11 protein-coding genes and 1 pseudogene are annotated in these 16,308 nt (G+C 73.7%); 7 read left to right on the top strand and 5 right to left on the bottom strand.

The window, feature by feature from the left end; all coding sequences use genetic code 11:
• The 3 genes from ABZY57_RS11850 to ABZY57_RS11840 all read right to left on the bottom strand — a co-directional run.
• Window positions 1-1,632, bottom strand: a 1,632-nt coding sequence (locus ABZY57_RS11850; protein ID WP_356510738.1) for a carboxylesterase family protein, incomplete at its 3' end; no start/stop codon positions are given.
• Between the two features lie 202 nt (window positions 1,633-1,834).
• Window positions 1,835-2,761: a 5'/3'-nucleotidase SurE gene (surE, locus tag ABZY57_RS11845; RefSeq protein ID WP_356510736.1), complete on the bottom strand. Its 927-nt coding sequence runs from the start codon at window positions 2,759-2,761 to the stop codon at window positions 1,835-1,837.
• A 235-nt stretch (window positions 2,762-2,996) separates the two neighbouring features.
• Complete coding sequence (locus ABZY57_RS11840) at window positions 2,997-4,250, bottom strand: MFS transporter (RefSeq protein WP_356510733.1); 1,254 nt, start codon at window positions 4,248-4,250, stop codon at window positions 2,997-2,999.
• A gap of 1,226 nt (window positions 4,251-5,476) precedes the next feature.
• Between ABZY57_RS11840 and ABZY57_RS11835 the strand changes: the two genes are divergently transcribed.
• The 3 genes from ABZY57_RS11835 (at window position 5,477) to ABZY57_RS11825 (ending at window position 9,319) form a co-directional block, all read left to right on the top strand.
• Window positions 5,477-6,199, top strand: a complete 723-nt coding sequence (locus ABZY57_RS11835; RefSeq protein WP_356510731.1) for a phosphatase PAP2 family protein — start codon at window positions 5,477-5,479, stop codon at window positions 6,197-6,199.
• Window positions 6,200-6,647: 448 nt separating this feature from the next.
• A complete protein-coding gene (locus ABZY57_RS11830) occupies window positions 6,648-8,198 on the top strand; it encodes a carboxylesterase family protein (RefSeq protein ID WP_356510729.1) in 1,551 nt (516 codons plus the stop codon).
• Between the two features lie 113 nt (window positions 8,199-8,311).
• Window positions 8,312-9,319 (top strand): LacI family DNA-binding transcriptional regulator, encoded by a 1,008-nt coding sequence (locus tag ABZY57_RS11825; RefSeq protein ID WP_356510727.1) that lies wholly within the window; start codon window positions 8,312-8,314, stop codon window positions 9,317-9,319.
• A 54-nt stretch (window positions 9,320-9,373) separates the two neighbouring features.
• On the opposite strand, the gene ABZY57_RS11820 is transcribed toward ABZY57_RS11825, so the two are convergent.
• Together ABZY57_RS11820 and ABZY57_RS11815 are read right to left on the bottom strand one after the other, a co-directional pair.
• Window positions 9,374-9,520: a hypothetical protein gene (locus tag ABZY57_RS11820; RefSeq protein ID WP_356510725.1), complete on the bottom strand. Its 147-nt coding sequence runs from the start codon at window positions 9,518-9,520 to the stop codon at window positions 9,374-9,376.
• A gap of 283 nt (window positions 9,521-9,803) precedes the next feature.
• Entirely contained in the window at window positions 9,804-10,763 is a 960-nt protein-coding gene (locus ABZY57_RS11815) for an alpha/beta hydrolase (RefSeq protein WP_356510723.1), read from the bottom strand.
• Window positions 10,764-11,033: 270 nt separating this feature from the next.
• On the opposite strand from ABZY57_RS11815, the gene ABZY57_RS11810 reads away from it, so the two are divergent.
• The 4 genes and pseudogenes from ABZY57_RS11810 (at window position 11,034) to ABZY57_RS11795 (ending at window position 16,306) form a co-directional block, all read left to right on the top strand.
• Window positions 11,034-11,525 carry an ATP-binding protein gene (locus ABZY57_RS11810; protein WP_356510722.1) on the top strand — a complete coding sequence of 164 codons (492 nt, stop codon included), beginning with the start codon at window positions 11,034-11,036 and terminating at the stop codon, window positions 11,523-11,525.
• Between the two features lie 237 nt (window positions 11,526-11,762).
• Window positions 11,763-13,445, top strand: a pseudogene (locus ABZY57_RS11805) (AMP-binding protein); the annotation flags it as partial.
• 111 nt (window positions 13,446-13,556) lie between these two features.
• A complete protein-coding gene (locus ABZY57_RS11800) occupies window positions 13,557-14,006 on the top strand; it encodes an acyl-CoA thioesterase (protein WP_356510748.1) in 450 nt (149 codons plus the stop codon).
• Window positions 13,997-16,306: an FAD-dependent monooxygenase gene (locus ABZY57_RS11795; protein ID WP_356510720.1), complete on the top strand. Its 2,310-nt coding sequence runs from the start codon at window positions 13,997-13,999 to the stop codon at window positions 16,304-16,306. Before ABZY57_RS11800 ends, ABZY57_RS11795 begins: the two co-directional genes overlap by 10 nt.
• Window positions 16,307-16,308 lie beyond the last annotated feature (2 nt).

Here is a 16,308-nt window from a genome sequence, read left to right as displayed (position 1 = left end):
GGGCGGCCCGCCCCTTAATTGTATTGGGTGCCGGCCCGCCCCCGCCGGGCCCCCCCGGCCCCCCCCGGGCCCCCGCGCCCGCCCCGCCCCCCCCGGCCGGGCCGCGGGCCAGGGGGCCTGGCCGGCGACCGCGGGAACGCCGTGGCGGGCGAAGGCGCCCCAGTAGCGCTTCATCCTCGTCGCCAGGGCGACTTGGACGGGGGTCAGGGGTCGCTCCCCCATCGTGAAGTCGTGCAGGTAGGCGAGTTCGGCGCTGTGCGCGTTCGACTCGTCCAGGCCGGGGACCTGAGCCCCTGCCAGGGTCGGCGAATCGGGGTCGTCGAACTCGTAGGTGAAGGTGGGGACCTGGCGGGCGAACAACTGCGACGTCCGGGCGGTCTCGCAGGCGAACGTCGCATCCGTCATCACCGCCGACAGCGCCAGGTACGGGGATCCGTGCGCGGCGACCGGGTAGCGGGTGAGGACCTCCGGCCCGGCCGCGCCGTAGCCCGCGAGGATCTGCTGCGCGTACTGCTCGGCCGTCAGGGCGGGCTGGGTCAGCGCGACGAAGAAGCGCGCCTCGGAGCGGGTGCTCCCGATCAGCACCGGGACCTTGTTCCAGGACCCGGCCGAGATCGCGGCCGCCGGATCGCGCGGCAGCAGCCCGTCGCCCGACGCGGGACCCGAAGTGGGCCGCGTACGGGCCGCGTTCACCAGTGACTGCCCGGAAGCCGCGCGCAGGCACGCCACGGCCCCGGCCGGGTCGGGACAGCCCGCGCTCACGGCGAAGGCCCGCGCCTCGGACTCGGCCCGCGCGGCGTCGGGGGTGCGCAGCAGCGTGCAGGGGCCGCTCTGCAGGGCGGCCCGGTGGAACAGCCCCGCCGCCGTCGGAGCCGCGAGCAGCCCGCACACCGAACCGCTGCCCGCGGACTGGCCCGAGACCGTGACGTTGCCGGGGTCGCCGCCGAAGGCCGCGACGTTCTCCCGCGCCCAGCGCAGCGCCTGGATCTGGTCCATCAGGCCGAAGGAGCCGGAGCGCAGCGCGTTCTCCCGGCCCAGTTCGGGGAGGCCCAGGTAACCCAGTTGGCCGAGGCGGTAGTTGATGCTGATCACGACGGAGCCGGTCAGCTCCGCCATCGTGCGCCCGCCGAACTGGGTACCGGTGCCCTGGCTGTACGCGCCCCCGTGCATCCAGAGGATCACCGGCATCCGGGCCCCCGCGCGGGGCCGGCCCGGCCGGTACACGTCCAGGTACAGGCAGTCCTCGCTGACCGCCGAGGGATCGCGCAGTCCGAACGGCGAGAACTGCCGGCAGGCGGGGGCCTGTTCGACGGCCTCGCGCACCCCGTTCCAGTGCGGGGGCCTCTGCGGGGCGCGCAGCCGGTTCGCCCCGACCGGTGCGGCGGCGTAGGGCACGCCGAGGAACTCCTGCGCCCCGTCGTGGGCGCGGCCGCGCAGCGCGCCCTGCGCGAGGGAGACCACCGGGCGTGGCGAGCCGTCCGCCGGGCCGCCCGGAACGCCTCCGGGAGGTCCGCCGGGAGAGGCGGTGGCCGGGAGCGCGGTGGCGATCACCGCGGTGAGGGCGAGCACCGTGCCGAGTAAGGGTCTTGCCGTGGAAAGCCGGGCGGTGATCCGGTGCGAGAGCCGTTGCATCCCTACTCCTGGGTTGGGGACCATCGGGGACGGGACGGGGCGCGTGACGCCCGCCCCGCCCCCGGAGGCCTGCTGGTGCGGTCGGCGGAACTTGCCGGGGCGCGGCCCGGCCCACGGGCGAGGCCTGCCCGGCTATGGGCGAGAGCCGGCCATGGGCCAGGCCGAGCCTGGGCGAGGCCTGCCGACCAGGGGCATGCCTGACCTACGGGCGGAGCCCGGTGAGCAGGGCGGCGGTGACGGCGAAGTCGACCGTTCCCGTGTTCCAGTCGGCGTTCATCGGGCTGACGGCGATCTTCCCGGCGCTCACGGCCTCCACGTCGCTGCCCCGGGCCGGTGTCTTCAGGTCCACCTTCACGCCGACCTTCCAGGTGCCGTCGCCGGCATCGGTGTAGTCGGCCTTCAGGAGGGCCTGCGCGTCCTGGAAGGTGGTGGCCACCCCGGCCGGGGTGCCCTTGCCGTCGGCTCCGACCACGGGATGGTTGACGTTGAGGCCGACGCCCTCGGGCAGCAAGGGGCCGGAGCGGGCCCGCGAGCGCAGCCGGTCGATCAGCTTGACCGCGAAGTCGAGCGTCGGCCCCATCGCGTTGACCGTGGTCACGGGGTCGGGAGCCGCGACGCCGCCGGTGCTCAGGGCGATCGCGGGCACGCCGGCGTCCAGTGCGGCGACGGCTCCGCCGACCGTGCCGGAGTGGGACGCGAGTGCGGCCACGTTCGGGCCGAAGTTGGTGCCCGACACGACGAGATCGGGCGCTCCCCCCTCGAACACCTCGGACAGCCCGAAGTTCACCGAGTCGCCGGGGGTTCCGTCGACCGCCCACACCTTCGGCTCGGGGTGGCGGACCGCCAGGGACGGGGAGTTGGAGGTCTTCGTGCCGGCTCCGCTCTGGTTGGTCAGCGGGGCCACGATGGTGACGTCGTGCCCGGCGGCGGTCAGCCGCGCGAAGGCCAGCCGGATGCCGGGCGCGTTGTAGCCGTCGTCGTTGGTGAGCAGGATCCTCAGCGGGCCCGCGGGCACCGGTGCGGGCGCCGGCCCGGCCTGCGGCGCGGCCACGGCGGCGGGCACCGTACCGGCGAGGGCCGGCGCGCAGAGCAGCAGGGCGGCCAGCGGCAGAACTCGCTTGCGTTGCAAGGAACGCTCCTTCGGAGAGGAAGTGAGAAAGGGAATCGGGAATCGGGAAACGGGACCTGGGAAGGGGGACCCGGGACTCGGAAACCGGGAACCGGCACCCGGGAACAGCGCGAGGGTCGGTCAGGGGTGGGGCCCGGTGGGCTCGCGACCCTCGGCGCGAGCCCACCGGAGTGCGGTCCGGGCCGCCGCCCGGGAGGGGCGGCCCGGAGGTTGAGGGGGATCCGGCCCGGCGGTATCAGCGCACGCTGCGGATGGGGAGGATCGCCAGTGCGCCGATCAGCGAGAGGGCTCCGCCGACCAGGAAGAGCGGGGTGTAGCCGCCCAGGGTGGTGACCACGGCGGAGGCGACGAAGGGGGCGATGATCTGGGGCCCGGCGTTCGCGATGTTCAGGACGCCCATGTCGCGGGCGGCGTCCTCGGCCCGGGGCAGCACCAGGGTGACGAGCGCGGTGTCGACGGCCATGAAGCATCCGAAGGCCAGGCCGTTGAGCGCGCTGAACACGAGCATGCCCGTCCACGTGGGGCTGACGACGGGGACCACCATGACCAGCCCGGCGAGGGCGGCCGAGACGCCGACGAACACCTTCCGGCGGTTCCAGCGGTCGGACAGCAACCCGCCGACCACCGTGGAGACGGCCATCGCGACCATCGACACGGGCGTGAGCACCGCCATCGCGGCGGGCGGGGTCAGCCCGCCGGGAAGCTCGATGTGGTCGCCCAGGATGTAGAGCTGGTAGCCGACCACCGAGAAGTACCCGAGGACCATCAGGGCGCGCCCGATGAAGGCCCACCGGAAGTCGTGGTGGGCGAGCGCCGACAGGAAGGCCTTGATCTGGGCCCCCTTGGGGGCGGCGGGCGCGTCCGGGGCGGGCTCGGTGCGCGGGACGTCCCGGCAGAAGGTGGTGAGCAGCAGCGCGGCTCCGGCGATGACCCCGCCGAAGACGAGGTAGCCGGTGCGCAGGTGTTCCGAGGTCTGGGAGGCGATCAGGACGCCGACCGTGCCGCCGATGGGCAGGCCCAGCCCGACCAGCGCGGACGCAGTACCGCGCCGGGCGGCGGGCACCCGGTCGGGCACGATCGCGGTGACGGCGGCCTGGTAGATGTTCATGGTCGCCTGGACCAGGCACCAGCCGATCCCGACGAGCAGCGCGGTGGCGACGCTGCCGAGGACGGCGAGGCCCACGAGCGAGCCGAGCGCGCCGCCCAGGACCCAGGGGTTGCGACGGCCGCTGCGGTCGGAGAGGGCGCCGGCGATCGGGTTGAACGCGGTCGCGAAGATCGCGCTGATGCCGCCGATCAGGCCGAGCACCGCCACCTTGTCGTCGCCGGCGATCGCGGCGATCTGGGTGGGCAGGAGGACGGAGCCGACGCCCATGTAGACGGCCATCATCGCGGAGTTCGCGACCAGGAGGAGGAGCAGGAGCCCGCGGCCGCGGGAGGGTTCGGGATCCGCCTGGGCGGGCGGGTCGATGATCTCGTTGGTAGCCATGACGACTCCTCGGGGGACGGAGCGGGGAGGTGGCGTGGGGGAACCGCCGGTGCGGTGCGCGGGGAGGACGGAGACGCCGAAGGTGCGGTTGCGCACGAGGGCGTCGCCGGGAAGTGCCGCGCCGAGCGCGAGGCGGCTGACGCGGTGCGGTTGCTCGGCGCGGTGCGTGCGGTGCCTGCGGTGCGGTGCGGTGGGGCTGTGCTGCGGGTTCTGCGGTGCGGTGCTTTGTAGTGCTGTGCAGTGCAGTGCGGCTGACACGCCAACCTTGTTACACGTGTCACTCCAGGTGCTTGGACACTGTGTAGCACTCACTCACCGGTCTAGCCAAGGGTTGGCGCAGACCTCCGTACAGATCGTGACCCGTGGACGAAGTCCAGGTCGATCACGTGTAACCAGCCGGACGCGGCCTCATCGCAAGTCAGACCCGACCGAGAACCCTCTTGCACTTGTGGCGACGGTCACGCGTCCGCAATACTCCGTGCCGCACCGCGCCGACCCCACTCCCACCCCTGAGCGGAGCCCACCCACCCCTGCGGCTCGCCCACGCGTCGGCACGCCTTCGGCTGCCGCGCCAGGGGCCGAAGCGCCCGCCGTCGGTGCACCTCGGCCCGCTCAGCCAACTCGGGCCGAGTCGGCCGATCCGGCTGACCGGGCCGGTCAACCCGCCCTGCCGATCCGACCGACCGCGCAGGTCCTGCTGATCCGGCCACCCCTGCAGATCCAGCTGACCCGCTCCATCCGGCAGGTCCGGCCCACCCGGCCGACCCTCCAGAACCGGCCGGACCCGCTGAGCCGGCCGAACATCCGGATCCGGCTGATCCGACCGAACCTGCCGACCCCGCCGATCCGACCCACCGTGCCGCTCCGGCTGATCCGGGTGACCCGCCCGATCCAGCAGCCCTGCCGATCCGGCTGGCCAGGCCCCGAGGCTGCCGACTCCAGCCCGCCCGACACATCTCCGCTCGCCACCGCGCTTGGGGCCCCGCGCCGACTGGCCGGCGAGAAGCCGGGCGTCCTCTCCCGTGCACATCCGCACGCCGCCTTCGGTACACCCGTCTGGGTCCGTCCGCCTCGGTACGCCCGCACGGGCACATCTGCCTCGGCAGCCCGCTTCGGGCCACGCCCGCTCGAAATCCCCGCTTCCGCTCGTCCCCGCGCTTCGCGCCCGTCCGCCGTCTTCCCACGCGCCCCCATCGCCCGGGAAGGCGGCCGCGAAAGGTTCCGTCATGTCCCAGTTCCCCGGTCACGCCCTGACCCCGCCCCCGATCCCCGCGCGGCCGCCCAGGCGGCCCGTTCCCGCAGCTCCGCCACGCCACGCGCTCGCCTGGGGTCTGGCACTGACCCTGCTGTCCGTGCTGATGGGGGTGCTCCTGCGCGTGGACGAACAGCCCTTCTTCCAGGGGCTCGACGACGCGTGGGCCGCTTCGCTGGAGGGCTCGCCCACGGACACCGCCAGCGGGTTCGCCACCGTTCTCGACCGCCTGGGCGGGCCGCTGGGCACGGTCCTGCCGCTGCTGTTGATGGGCTGCCTGTGCATGTACGGGCGCTGGCGGTCGGCGCTCTTCGTGTTCACCACCGCGATCCTGGCCAACGTGCTCCTGGTGCTGCCGCTCAAGCAGCTGGCCGACCGGCCGCGGCCCCCGCACACCTGGGTCCTGGTCAACGACGGCTCGTACCCCTCCGGCCAGGTCTTCACCGCGGTCGCCCTGGTGATCGCGGCCGCGGTGGTGCTGTTCCCGCCGGGCGGCCGGCGCTGGTGGTGGCTGTTCGGCGCGGGGTACACCGGCGCCATGATGTGGAGCCGCACCTGGCAGCACGCCCAGTGGCTGAGCGACACCTTCGCCGGAGCCCTGGCCGCCGTGGGGGCGTGCCTGCTGGTGTGGCGGGCGTTCGCGCCCCTGCTGGAGACAGAGGCCGAACGCATGGCGGCCGACACCCTCTGGATGTGACGGACCTCCACGACGGTCAGGCCGACCCGGGCCGGACCGCGTACCCACCCCCGGACCTCCAGCAGACAAGGCCCGACGGTCAGGCAGGCCAGGCGCGCCGGGCAGTGCGTGCGGCCCCGTTCGGCACCTGACATCCGGGGGCACGCGCCCCCGGAGCAGGCCCGGCGGCCTGCCCGACCATCCAGGCAGTGCAGCCAGGCCGCTCCAGGGCGCCCCACCATCCGAGCGGTCCAGGGTCCAGGGCCGAGGGGTCGGGGCGTCCGGGAACGTCGGGACATCCGGAACCTGCTCGGCCCGCCCCTCGCGCAGCCCCGCCGACCACCGCACACACACAGCGCGGGGGCCGCCGGCGATCCGGGTATTGCGAAACATTGACGGTCGCAAAATTGACGCCATATTCTCGGCAGGCCGGCGCGCGTCCGGCGCGCGCCCCAGGAAGGATCGACTCATGGCACCCACCCCAGGACCAGGTCACCCCGTGGCGCATCCGCCCGCGGGCCCGCTCCGCGGCTCGGTCGAGGACGGGCTCGCCGTCTTCAGGGCCGTGCCCTACGCCGCGCCCCCGGTCGGCGCGTTGCGCTGGCGGCCCGCGCAACCGCATCCGGGCTGGAGCGGCACCCGGGACGCCACCGCGGACGGGCCCAGCGCCCCGCAGATGTACATGGAGGGCGGCGACCCCGTCCTCGGCGGGCACGGTTCGCCGCCCTTCGACGAGGACTGCCTGACCCTCGACATCTGGACGCCCGCGGTCGACGACGCCCGGCGGCCCGTACTGGTCTGGATCCACGGTGGCGGCTTCGTCTCCGGGTCCGGGTCGCTGCCGAACTACTCCGGCGCGACCTTCTCCCGCGACGGGGACCTGGTCGTCGTCAGCATCAACTACCGGATCGGCCCGCTCGGTTACCTCCTCACCGGCGCCGAGGGCGAGCCGGACGGCTCCGGCGCCAACCACTGGTTGAGCGACCAGCTCGCCGCCCTGCGCTGGGTACGGGAGAACGTCTCCGCCTTCGGCGGCGACCCGGACTCGATCACCGTCGCCGGCCAGTCGGGCGGCGCGGTGTCCACGGCCGCCCTCGCCGGCCTGCCGGAAGCCCAGGACCTGATCCGTCGGGTGATCCTGATGAGCCCGCCCTTCGGCCTGGACCTGCCCGCGCCCGACGCCTACCGGGAGCGCACCGCCGCGTACCTGGAGCTCGCCGGGGTCAAGAATCTGACCGAGCTGCGCGCCGCACCCTGGCCCGAGCTGATCGGCGCCATGGGCGGGCTGTTCGCGCTGACCACGCGCTGGGGGTACTGGCCCACGCCGTTCCTGCCCGTCGTCGACGGGGTCACCCTGCCGCGCCACCCGGCGCGGGCTTTGCTGCACGGCGCCGCCGCGGGCATCGAGGTGATGATCGGCTGGACCCGGGAGGAGGCCAACTTCGGTTTCGCCCTCGACGGGACCTACGCCGCGGCCTCCCGGGAGCAGGTGACCGACCGGATCGCGGAGACCTTCGGCCCCGAAGCCGCCCCCGGGGTCTACTCGGCGTACGAGCACGCCCGCCCGGGTGCCGGTCCGGCCGGCGTCCTGATGGACCTCATCACCGACGAGCTCTTCCGGGTGCCGGCCCTGCGGCTGGCCGAAGCGCGGGCCGCGGCGGGTCACCCGGTATGGGCCTACCAGTTCGACTTCCCCGCGGCCGCCTACGACGGCCGGCTCGGAGCGGCCCACTGCCTCGAGCTGCCCTTCGCCTTCGCCAACTTCGACCAGTGGGCGCACGCGCCCCTGACGGCCGGACTCGACCCCGCCGTCCGGGACGGGCTCGCGCACACCATGCACGGGGCCTGGATCGCCTTCGTCCGCACCGGCGACCCGAACCATCCGGGCATGCCGACCTGGAACCCGTACGAGAAGGACACCCGCACCACGATGCGCTTCGACTCCGTGGTGACCGCGCTCGACGACCTCGCCGGGGACTCCCTGCGCCTGCACGAGGGGGCCCTCGGCCGACCCGAGTGACCCTCCCCCTCCCGGGCCCGCCCATCCGGGCGGGCCCGCGCTCCCTTGATCTAACTCGTGTAACCTTCGAAGGGAAGGCATCGAGCCGATCAAAAGGAGCGTCGATCGACGTCATGACCAAAGACACTCCTGTTACGGCATCCCCGACCAGCGCCGACGTGGCCCGCCTCGCCGGGGTGTCCCGCGCCACGGTCTCCTTCGTCCTCAACGACACCCAGGGCCACCGCGTCGGTGAAGCCGCCCGCGCGCGCGTCCTCGACGCCGCCCGGCAGCTCGGCTACGTACCGCACGCCGCGGCCCGGTCCCTGCGCGCCGGCCGCAGCAATCTCGTCCTGATGCCCGCGTCGATCTCCGCGGTCGGCCGCCTCGTCAGCGACTGGGTCGACGACCTGCACAGCGAGCTGGACCGGCACGGCTACACGGCGGTCCTGCACGCGGGGCGCTTCACCGATCCCCTCGACGCCGCTCGCGCCTGGGCCGAACTGCGTCCGGCGGCCGTGATCGCCCTCGACGGCGACAGCCTCACCGCGCAGGCCACCGAGCTGCTGCGGCGCGCCGGAGTGCGGGGGCTGATCGCCTTCGCCGCCCGTCCCGTCCCGGGCGCGCACACCATCGGCTTCGACCACGCCGCCATCGGCGCCACTGCCGCCGAGCACCTGATCGCCCGCGGCCGGACCCGTATCGGCGTGGTCATGCCCCAGGAACGCGGCCTCGCAACGCTCGCCCGGCCGCGGCTCGCGGGCGCCGAATCGGTCGCCGCCCGGCACATGGCCACGGTGACGCCGGTGGAGCTCTCGTACACCCCGGAGTCCGCGACCGCGCTGGCGCGGCGCTGGCGGAGCCTCGGCCTGGACTCCGTGTTCGCCTACAACGACGAGTACGCCGCCCTGCTCCTCCACGCGCTGCGGGCCGAGGGGCTCTCCGTACCGAAGGACGTGGCGGTCGTGGGCTCCGACGACCTGGTCCTCGCCGGGCTCCAGGAACCCCCGCTGACCTCGATCCGCCTGGACCTCGTCTCGCCCGCTCTGGTCGCCGACGCCGTGCACGAGCTGATCGAGACGGGCACGACCGCTCCCATCCCCGCGGTAGAGGCGATCCTGGTCCAGCGCGAGACCTCGTAGGCGGGGGTTTCGGCCCGGCGGGTGGGGCGCCGGGTCACGGTTCCGCTCAGAGGGCTACGGCGTCCGGGTAGTGGCGCCGAAGTTCGCCGAGCACGCCGTCGTCGGCAGCCCCGACGTCCCAGGGATCTCGTCGAGCTCCACGCTCCACGTCAGACCCAGGCCGAAGCCGCCGAGCCGGACCAACAGCTCAGCGAGCGTCACGGAGTGACGCCCCTGCCAGGCGGGGAAAGTGATCCCTTCGTCCCTGCTTCGGCATCAGCCGTGTACCGCGACAAGCGATCCCCCTCGTTCGACCCCGAACACGAGGACACGTCCCGTCGGCAGGCCCTCGGTGGCGGCCGGAGGCGGAGTGGAGCCCGCGGTGTACCTACACCCCACCACGCCGCACCGCACCGCAGATCCGGAAGCGACCCGGGGCCGTGCCGGGCGCCCCGGGACGGGGCGTCCGGTCGGGCCGGGCCGCTGGTTTCGGTGGTGGCTGTGCTCAGGCGGTCAAGTGGCGGGCGAGGAAGGCGACGCTGTCGATGACTATGCGATCGATGTCGGGAGAGCCCAGGAAGATGTGGTCGGCGCCTTCCACGGGGGTCAGGACGACCTCTCCCCCGGCCTTCGCGAGAGCCGCCGCGAGCTCCTCGCTCTGGCTGTACGGGACGAGCCCGTCCCGGGTTCCGTGGATCAGCAGGAACGGCGGCGGGTCGGAGCCCTCGACGGCGTACGTGACGGGGCTCGCGGCCCGCGCCAGCTCCGGGCGTTCGGCGACGGACGCGCCGAGGAGGGCTTCGTACGGGTCGGGGAACTCGGCTCCGCCGGGCATCGGCGGGAACCCCGGCATGGGGTGTTCGGCGAGGGTGAGCAGGTCGGAGACCCCGTACCAGTCGACGACGGCCCGTACGGCGGTGTCGCCGGCGCCCACTCCGTGCGCGCCCTCCAGCGCCTCGGCGTCCGGGGTGTCCGCGCCGACGACCCCGGCGAGGGCCGCGAGGTGGCCACCGGCGGACTCCCCCCAGACCCCGATCCGGTCAGGGTCGATGCCCAGCGCGGAGGCGAACTGCCGGACGTAGCGGATCGCGGCCTTCACGTCGTGCAGCTGGGCCGGGAACGGGGCCTCCAGGCTGTGCCGGTAGTCGATCGAGACGAGGGCCAGCCCCGCCCCCAGCACCGAGCCGTGCAGCAGCTCGACGGGCACGGTCGGCGGCGGGTAGCGCCGGTCGCCGTCCAGCCAGCCGCCGCCGTGGATCCACACCACCGCCGGGAAGGGACCCTCGCCCGCGGGTACGTGGACGTCGAGCAGTCGGGGACGGTATCCCGGCGAGGTCGCGTAGGTGACCCCCTCGAAGCGGCGGACCCCGTCCGCGTCGACGACCGCGGACACGGGTGTCCGGAACGGCGGGGGCGGCCAGGTCATGTCCGCCGGGTCGATCGCGGCAGGGAGCGATTGCGTCATTGCGGCCCTTCCAGTCTGCTCGGCCCCGAGGGGGCCGATGGCTCCAGGTGCGCGTCCGGCCACGGCCGCGCCGGCAGTAGGGACAAGGCTTCGTAACGTATGTCCGAAATGCTTGCGCGGGCCGGGGAGGAGGCTTAGCGTGTTACACGTGTAATCACAACTCTAGCGACGCGTTTCCGCAGACCACAAGAGCACGGGCACTACCAGTTCCCCGGCAGTTACACGAGCCACCGCGCGAATGTCGTCGCCTTCCCCCTCCGGGAGCACGCCATGCTCACCTCCACACCCCCCTCCGGCCGGCCCGTCGCCCCCGCGGCCGACCCGGCCGGCACGGCCTCCGCGATCGCCTCCCGGGCCCGCGGATTCGACCACTGGGCCGCGGAGCCCACCGCGGCGACCGTCCCCCTGATCCGCTCCCGCGTGCGCTCGGTGCTCGACGGCTGGGAAGTCTCCGCCGAGATCGCGGCCGTGCTCCTGCTGGCCGTGAGCGAGCTGGTCGGGAACGTCGTCCTGCACGCCGCCGACGCGGGCCGCCTGCGCGTCGGGATCTCCCTGCGAGGGGGATGGCTCCAGCTGGAGGTCACCGACGGAGCCTGCGCACTGCCGCGGCTGCCGCACCCGCGGGGCGAGGTGGACCCGGACGCCGAGAACGGGCGCGGCCTGCTGCTCGTGCACCTGATGGCCACCGAGGCCGGCGGTCAACTGAGCGTGCAAGCTGACGAGTTCGGCAAAGCCGTACGAGTGCGCGTGCCGACCGCCTGAGATGCAGGGCGCCGCGGATCGGCGCACATCGAGGGCGTAACGGAGGGCGAGCGAGGCCGGCCGGGGAGCCGCCGGGGAGCCGCCCGAAAGCCACCGCGAGGCCTTCGAAGAGTCTCCGGCGAGCCCACCCGGAGGCGACGATCACCTCACAGAGATATGGCGAGGAATTGACGGCCGCCAATTTATCGAGATACTTGCCCCATCTCCCCCGCTGCTCCCTGAACGAGGTGCCGCCCCATGGAGCTCTCCCCTTCGGCGCACGCCGATACCTTTTGCCGCGACCGGCTCCCGCCGTTCGACCTCTGGCCCGAACTCCACTTCGACCTGCCGGAGTTGGACTACCCGGACCGGCTCAACTGCGCCCACAGCCTCCTCGACGACGCCGTCGAGCGCTGGGGACCCGACCGCCCCTGCCTGCTGACCACCGACGAGCGCTGGACCTACGGCGATCTGCTGCAGCGCGCCAACCAGGTCGCCCAGGTGCTCACCGAGGACCTGGGCCTGCTCCCCGGGAACCGCGTGCTGCTGCGCGGCCCGAACAACCCCTGGCTCGTCGCCGCATGGTTCGGCGTCCTCAAGGCGGGCGGGGTGGCCGTCACCACGGTGCCGCTGCTGCGCGCCGCCGAGATCGCCGCACTGTGCGAGATCAGCCGCCCCACCGTCGCCCTGTGCGACCACCGCTACCTCGAGGAACTCGAAGCCGCGGCCCACGTCGCCACCGATGCAGATACCGATACCGATACCCCTGCCGGTACGCCTACCGATACCTCTGCCGAACCCCGCTCCCCCCGGGCCGTCGCCCAGCGCGTCGTCGCGTACGGCGGCCCCGGCGGGGACGATCTCACCGTCCGCTGCTCGGCCAAGGCCGGTGTCTTCACCTCCGTGGACACCGCCGCCGACGACGTGGCCCTGATCGCCTTCACCTCCGGCACCACCGGGCGTCCGAAGGCCACCCTGCACTTCCACCGGGACGTGCTCGCCAATGCCGACACCTTCTCCCGGCACGTCCTGAGGCCGCAGCACGACGACGTGTTCACCGGCACGCCGCCGCTCGCGTTCACGTTCGGGCTCGGCGGGCTGGTCGTCTTCCCGCTGCGCGTCGGGGCCGCCACGCTGCTCGTCGAGACCGCGACGCCGGGGCAGTTGGCCGACCTCGTGGCCGCGCACGGGGTGACCGTCCTGTTCACGGCGCCCACCGCCTACCGCGCGATCCTGGCCGCGGGTGCGGCCGGCCGGCTGGCCGGGCTGCGGCGCTGCGTGTCGGCGGGCGAACCCCTGCCCGCCACCGTGTGGGAGGAGTTCCACGCCGCCACCGGGCTGCGCATCATCGACGGCATCGGCGCCACCGAAATGCTGCACGTGTTCATCTCCGCGGCCGACGAGGACATCCGCCCCGGCTCCACGGGCCGGCCCGTCCCGGGCTACCGGGCCGCCGTGGTGGACGCGAACGGGTTGCCCGTCCCCGACGGGCAGCCCGGCCTGCTCGCCGTCACCGGGCCCACCGGCTGCCGCTACCTGGACGACCCGCGCCAGACCACGTACGTCCGGGGCGGCTGGAACATCACGGGCGACACCTACATCCGCGACGCCGAGGGCTACTTCTGGTACGTGGCCCGCAGCGACGACATGATCGTCTCCTCCGGCTACAACATCGCGGGGCCCGAGGTCGAGAAGGCGCTGGCCGACCACCCGTACGTGGTGGACTGCGGCGTCGTCGGGGTCCCCGACGAACGGCGCGGAATGCTCGTCAAGGCCTACGTGGTGCTGCGCGCAGGCGTCCCGGCGGGCCCGGAGACCGTCCGCGCGCTCCAGGAGCACGTCAAGGCGGCCATCGCCCCCTTCAAGTATCCGCGCGCCGTGGAGTTCGTCGCCGAGCTCCCCCGCACGGAGACCGGCAAGCTCCGACGCGGCGAACTCCGTACCCGGGGAGGGGAACCGGCCGGGGCCGCCCCCGCTCCCGCTCCCGCCACCGCCACCGCCACCGCGGCACCGGACGACGGCGGTTGCGCCGCCGGGTGTCCCGAGGCGCAGGTGCCCCACCTGCCCAGCGTCGTCGTCGAGCGCCGGGTCGAGTGGACCGACACCGACGCGGCGGGCCACTACCACCACTCCACCGTGGTGCGCTGGGTCGAGGCGGCCGAGGCCGTGCTGCTGCGCCGCCTGGGCCTGTCGCACCTCTTCGGCAGCACGCCCCGGGTCCACTACGAGGCGGACTACCGGGCCCGGCTCTGGTTCGGCGAGGCCGTGCGGACCGAGCTGCGGGTCACCAAGGTCGGCACGGCCTCCCTCCACTACGCCTTCACCGTCCGCGGCGAGGAGGGGGCGGAGGCCGCCACCGGCCGCATGGTGATCGCCCACTCCGCCGCCCGCGCGACGGGAACCACCCCCTGGCCCGCCGAGGTCCGCGAGGTCCTGACGAAGGCCGGCCGGCAGGCCCCCGAACTGATCGAGAACAACCGAGGAGGCGCCCTGTGCGCATAGCAGTCATCGGAGGCGGGCCGGGCGGCCTGTACTTCGCCGCCCTGGCCAAGCAGATCTCCCCGCACTGGGAGGTGACCGTCTGGGAGCGCAACGCTCCCGACGACACCTTCGGCTTCGGGGTGGTCTTCTCCGACGAGACCCTCGACGGCATCGCGCAGGCCGATCCCTTCGTACACGCCGCGATGTCGGCGGAGTTCGCCCGCTGGAGCGACATCGACGTGCGCCACCGCGGCCGGACCCTCACCTCCGGCGGGCACGGTTTCGCCGCGCTGGGCCGACGTCGGCTGCTGCAGATCCTCCAAGAGCGCTGCGCCGCCCTGGAGGTGGACGTCCGCTACCGCACGCAGTCCCCGCCGCCGGAGCAACTGGCCGCGGAATACGATCTGGTGGTCGCCTGCGACGGCGTGCGCTCGGCCACCCGGGCCGCCTACGCCGACACCTTCGGCACCGATCTCGACGAGCGCGCGGGCCGCTACATGTGGCTCGGCACGGACAAGGTCTTCGAGGCCTTCACCTTCATCGTCGAGGAACGGGACTTCGGCACGCTCCAGGTGCACGCGTATCCGTACGACCACACCCGCTCCACCTTCATCGTCGAGATGGACGAGGACACCTGGCGGCGCGGCGGCTTCGCCGGATCCGCGGGCCCGGACCTCGCGCCCGGCGCCAGTGACGAGGAGGGGATCCGCCGCTGCGAGGAGATCCTCGCCGGGCACCTGGACGGCCACCGCCTCATCCCCAACAACTCGAAGTGGCTCCGCTTCACCACCGTGCGCAACCGGACCTGGCGGCACGGCAACACCGTGCTGCTCGGGGACGCCGCGCACACGGCCCACTTCTCCATCGGCTCCGGCACCAAGCTCGCCATGGAGGACTCCCTGGCTTTGGCCGCCTGCCTGCACGAGCACCCGGACGTTCAGAGCGCGCTGGCCGCCTACGAGGAGGAGCGCAGGCCGGTCGTGGAGTCCACGCAGCGGGCGGCGCAGGCGAGCCTTGAGTGGTTCGAGAACATCGACCGGTACACCGGCCAGGAGCCGCACCAGTTCGCCTTCAACCTGCTGACCCGCAGTCGCCGCGTCACCTACGACAACCTGCGGGTGCGCGACGAGGAGTTCACGACCGCCGTCAACGCCTCGGCGCCGGTACCGCCCATGTTCCGGCCCTTCCGGATCGGCGGCCTGCGCCTGCGCAACCGGATCGTCGTCCCTCCCATGGCCCTGTCGACGGCCGTCGACGGAGTCCCGGGCGACTTCGACCTCGTCCACCTGGGCACCCAGTCCCTGGGCGGCGCGGCCCTGGTCATCGCCGGGATGACGGCGGTCAGCGCCGACGGCCGCACCGACGCGGGCTGTCCCGGCCTGTGGACCGACGAGCAGGAGGCCGCGTGGCGCCGGATCACCGCCTTCGTGCACGGCCAGTCGGACACCTGTCTCGGCATCCAGGTCACCCACGCCGGCCGGCGGGCCGCCGGGGGGCCTCCGGCGGCCGCATCCCCGCTGCTGGCCGCGTCCGCTCTGCCCTGGGAGGAGGGCGGGCAGGTGCCCCGCGAGGCGAGCCGCGCCGATATGGACCTGGTCGTACGGGACTTCGTGCGCGCGGCCGAGCGCGCCGACCGGGCCGGCTTCGACGTCCTGGAACTCCAGTACGGGCACGGTCATCTGATGTCGGGGTTCCTCTCCCCGCTGACCAACCTGCGCACGGACGAGTACGGCGGGGCGGTGGCGAACCGGCTGCGCTTCCCGCTCGAAGTGCTGGGCGCGGTACGGGCGGTGTGGCCGGCCGGGAAAGCACTGCTGGTGCGCGTCTCGGCCGCCGACTGGGCCGAGGGCGGCCTGGACGCGGCGGACGCCGTGCACATCGCCCGCGCCCTGGCCGCGGCGGGCGCCGATGCGATCGACGTCTCGACCGGTGAGGTCGTCTCCCACGAGCGGCCCCCCTTCGGACGCAGCTACCAGACCCCGTACGCCGACCTGATCCGCAACACCACCGGGATGGCGACCATCGCCGTCGGCGCGATCTCCACCTACGACGACGTGAACTCGGTGATCCTGGCGGGCCGCGCCGACCTGTGCGCGGTGGGCCGCGCCCAGCTCCACGACCCGCTGTGGACGCTGCACGCGGCCGTGGCCCAGGGGTACCGCGGGCCGGCCGCCCCGTGGGCCCGGTCCTGGCGGGCGGGCAGCGCCCGGCCGCCGGCGGCGCGCACCGACCGGGTGCCGCCCCGCCTCGAACTGCTGCGGCGGCCCGCCGCACCGGTGCACCAGCGATGGCTGCCGCGCGTCGCCGCGCCGGCCCTCTGAAC

It is taken from the genome of Streptomyces sp. NPDC006450, from assembly GCF_040612195.1.
Taxonomy (GTDB): Bacteria; Actinomycetota; Actinomycetes; order Streptomycetales; family Streptomycetaceae; genus Streptomyces.
This window is presented reverse-complemented; position numbering and strand designations above follow the sequence as displayed.

What these genes read in the sequence shown, in the direction of transcription:
- ABZY57_RS11840 (WP_356510733.1), bottom strand. Translation starts at nt 4,250, where the DNA reads ATGGCTACCAACGAGATCATCGACCCGCCCGCCCAGGCGGATCCCGAA.
- ABZY57_RS11835 (WP_356510731.1), top strand. Translation starts at nt 5,477, where the DNA reads ATGTCCCAGTTCCCCGGTCACGCCCTGACCCCGCCCCCGATCCCCGCG.
- ABZY57_RS11830 (WP_356510729.1), top strand. Translation starts at nt 6,648, where the DNA reads ATGGCACCCACCCCAGGACCAGGTCACCCCGTGGCGCATCCGCCCGCG.
- ABZY57_RS11825 (WP_356510727.1), top strand. Translation starts at nt 8,312, where the DNA reads ATGACCAAAGACACTCCTGTTACGGCATCCCCGACCAGCGCCGACGTG.
- ABZY57_RS11815 (WP_356510723.1), bottom strand. Translation starts at nt 10,763, where the DNA reads ATGACGCAATCGCTCCCTGCCGCGATCGACCCGGCGGACATGACCTGG.
- ABZY57_RS11810 (WP_356510722.1), top strand. Translation starts at nt 11,034, where the DNA reads ATGCTCACCTCCACACCCCCCTCCGGCCGGCCCGTCGCCCCCGCGGCC.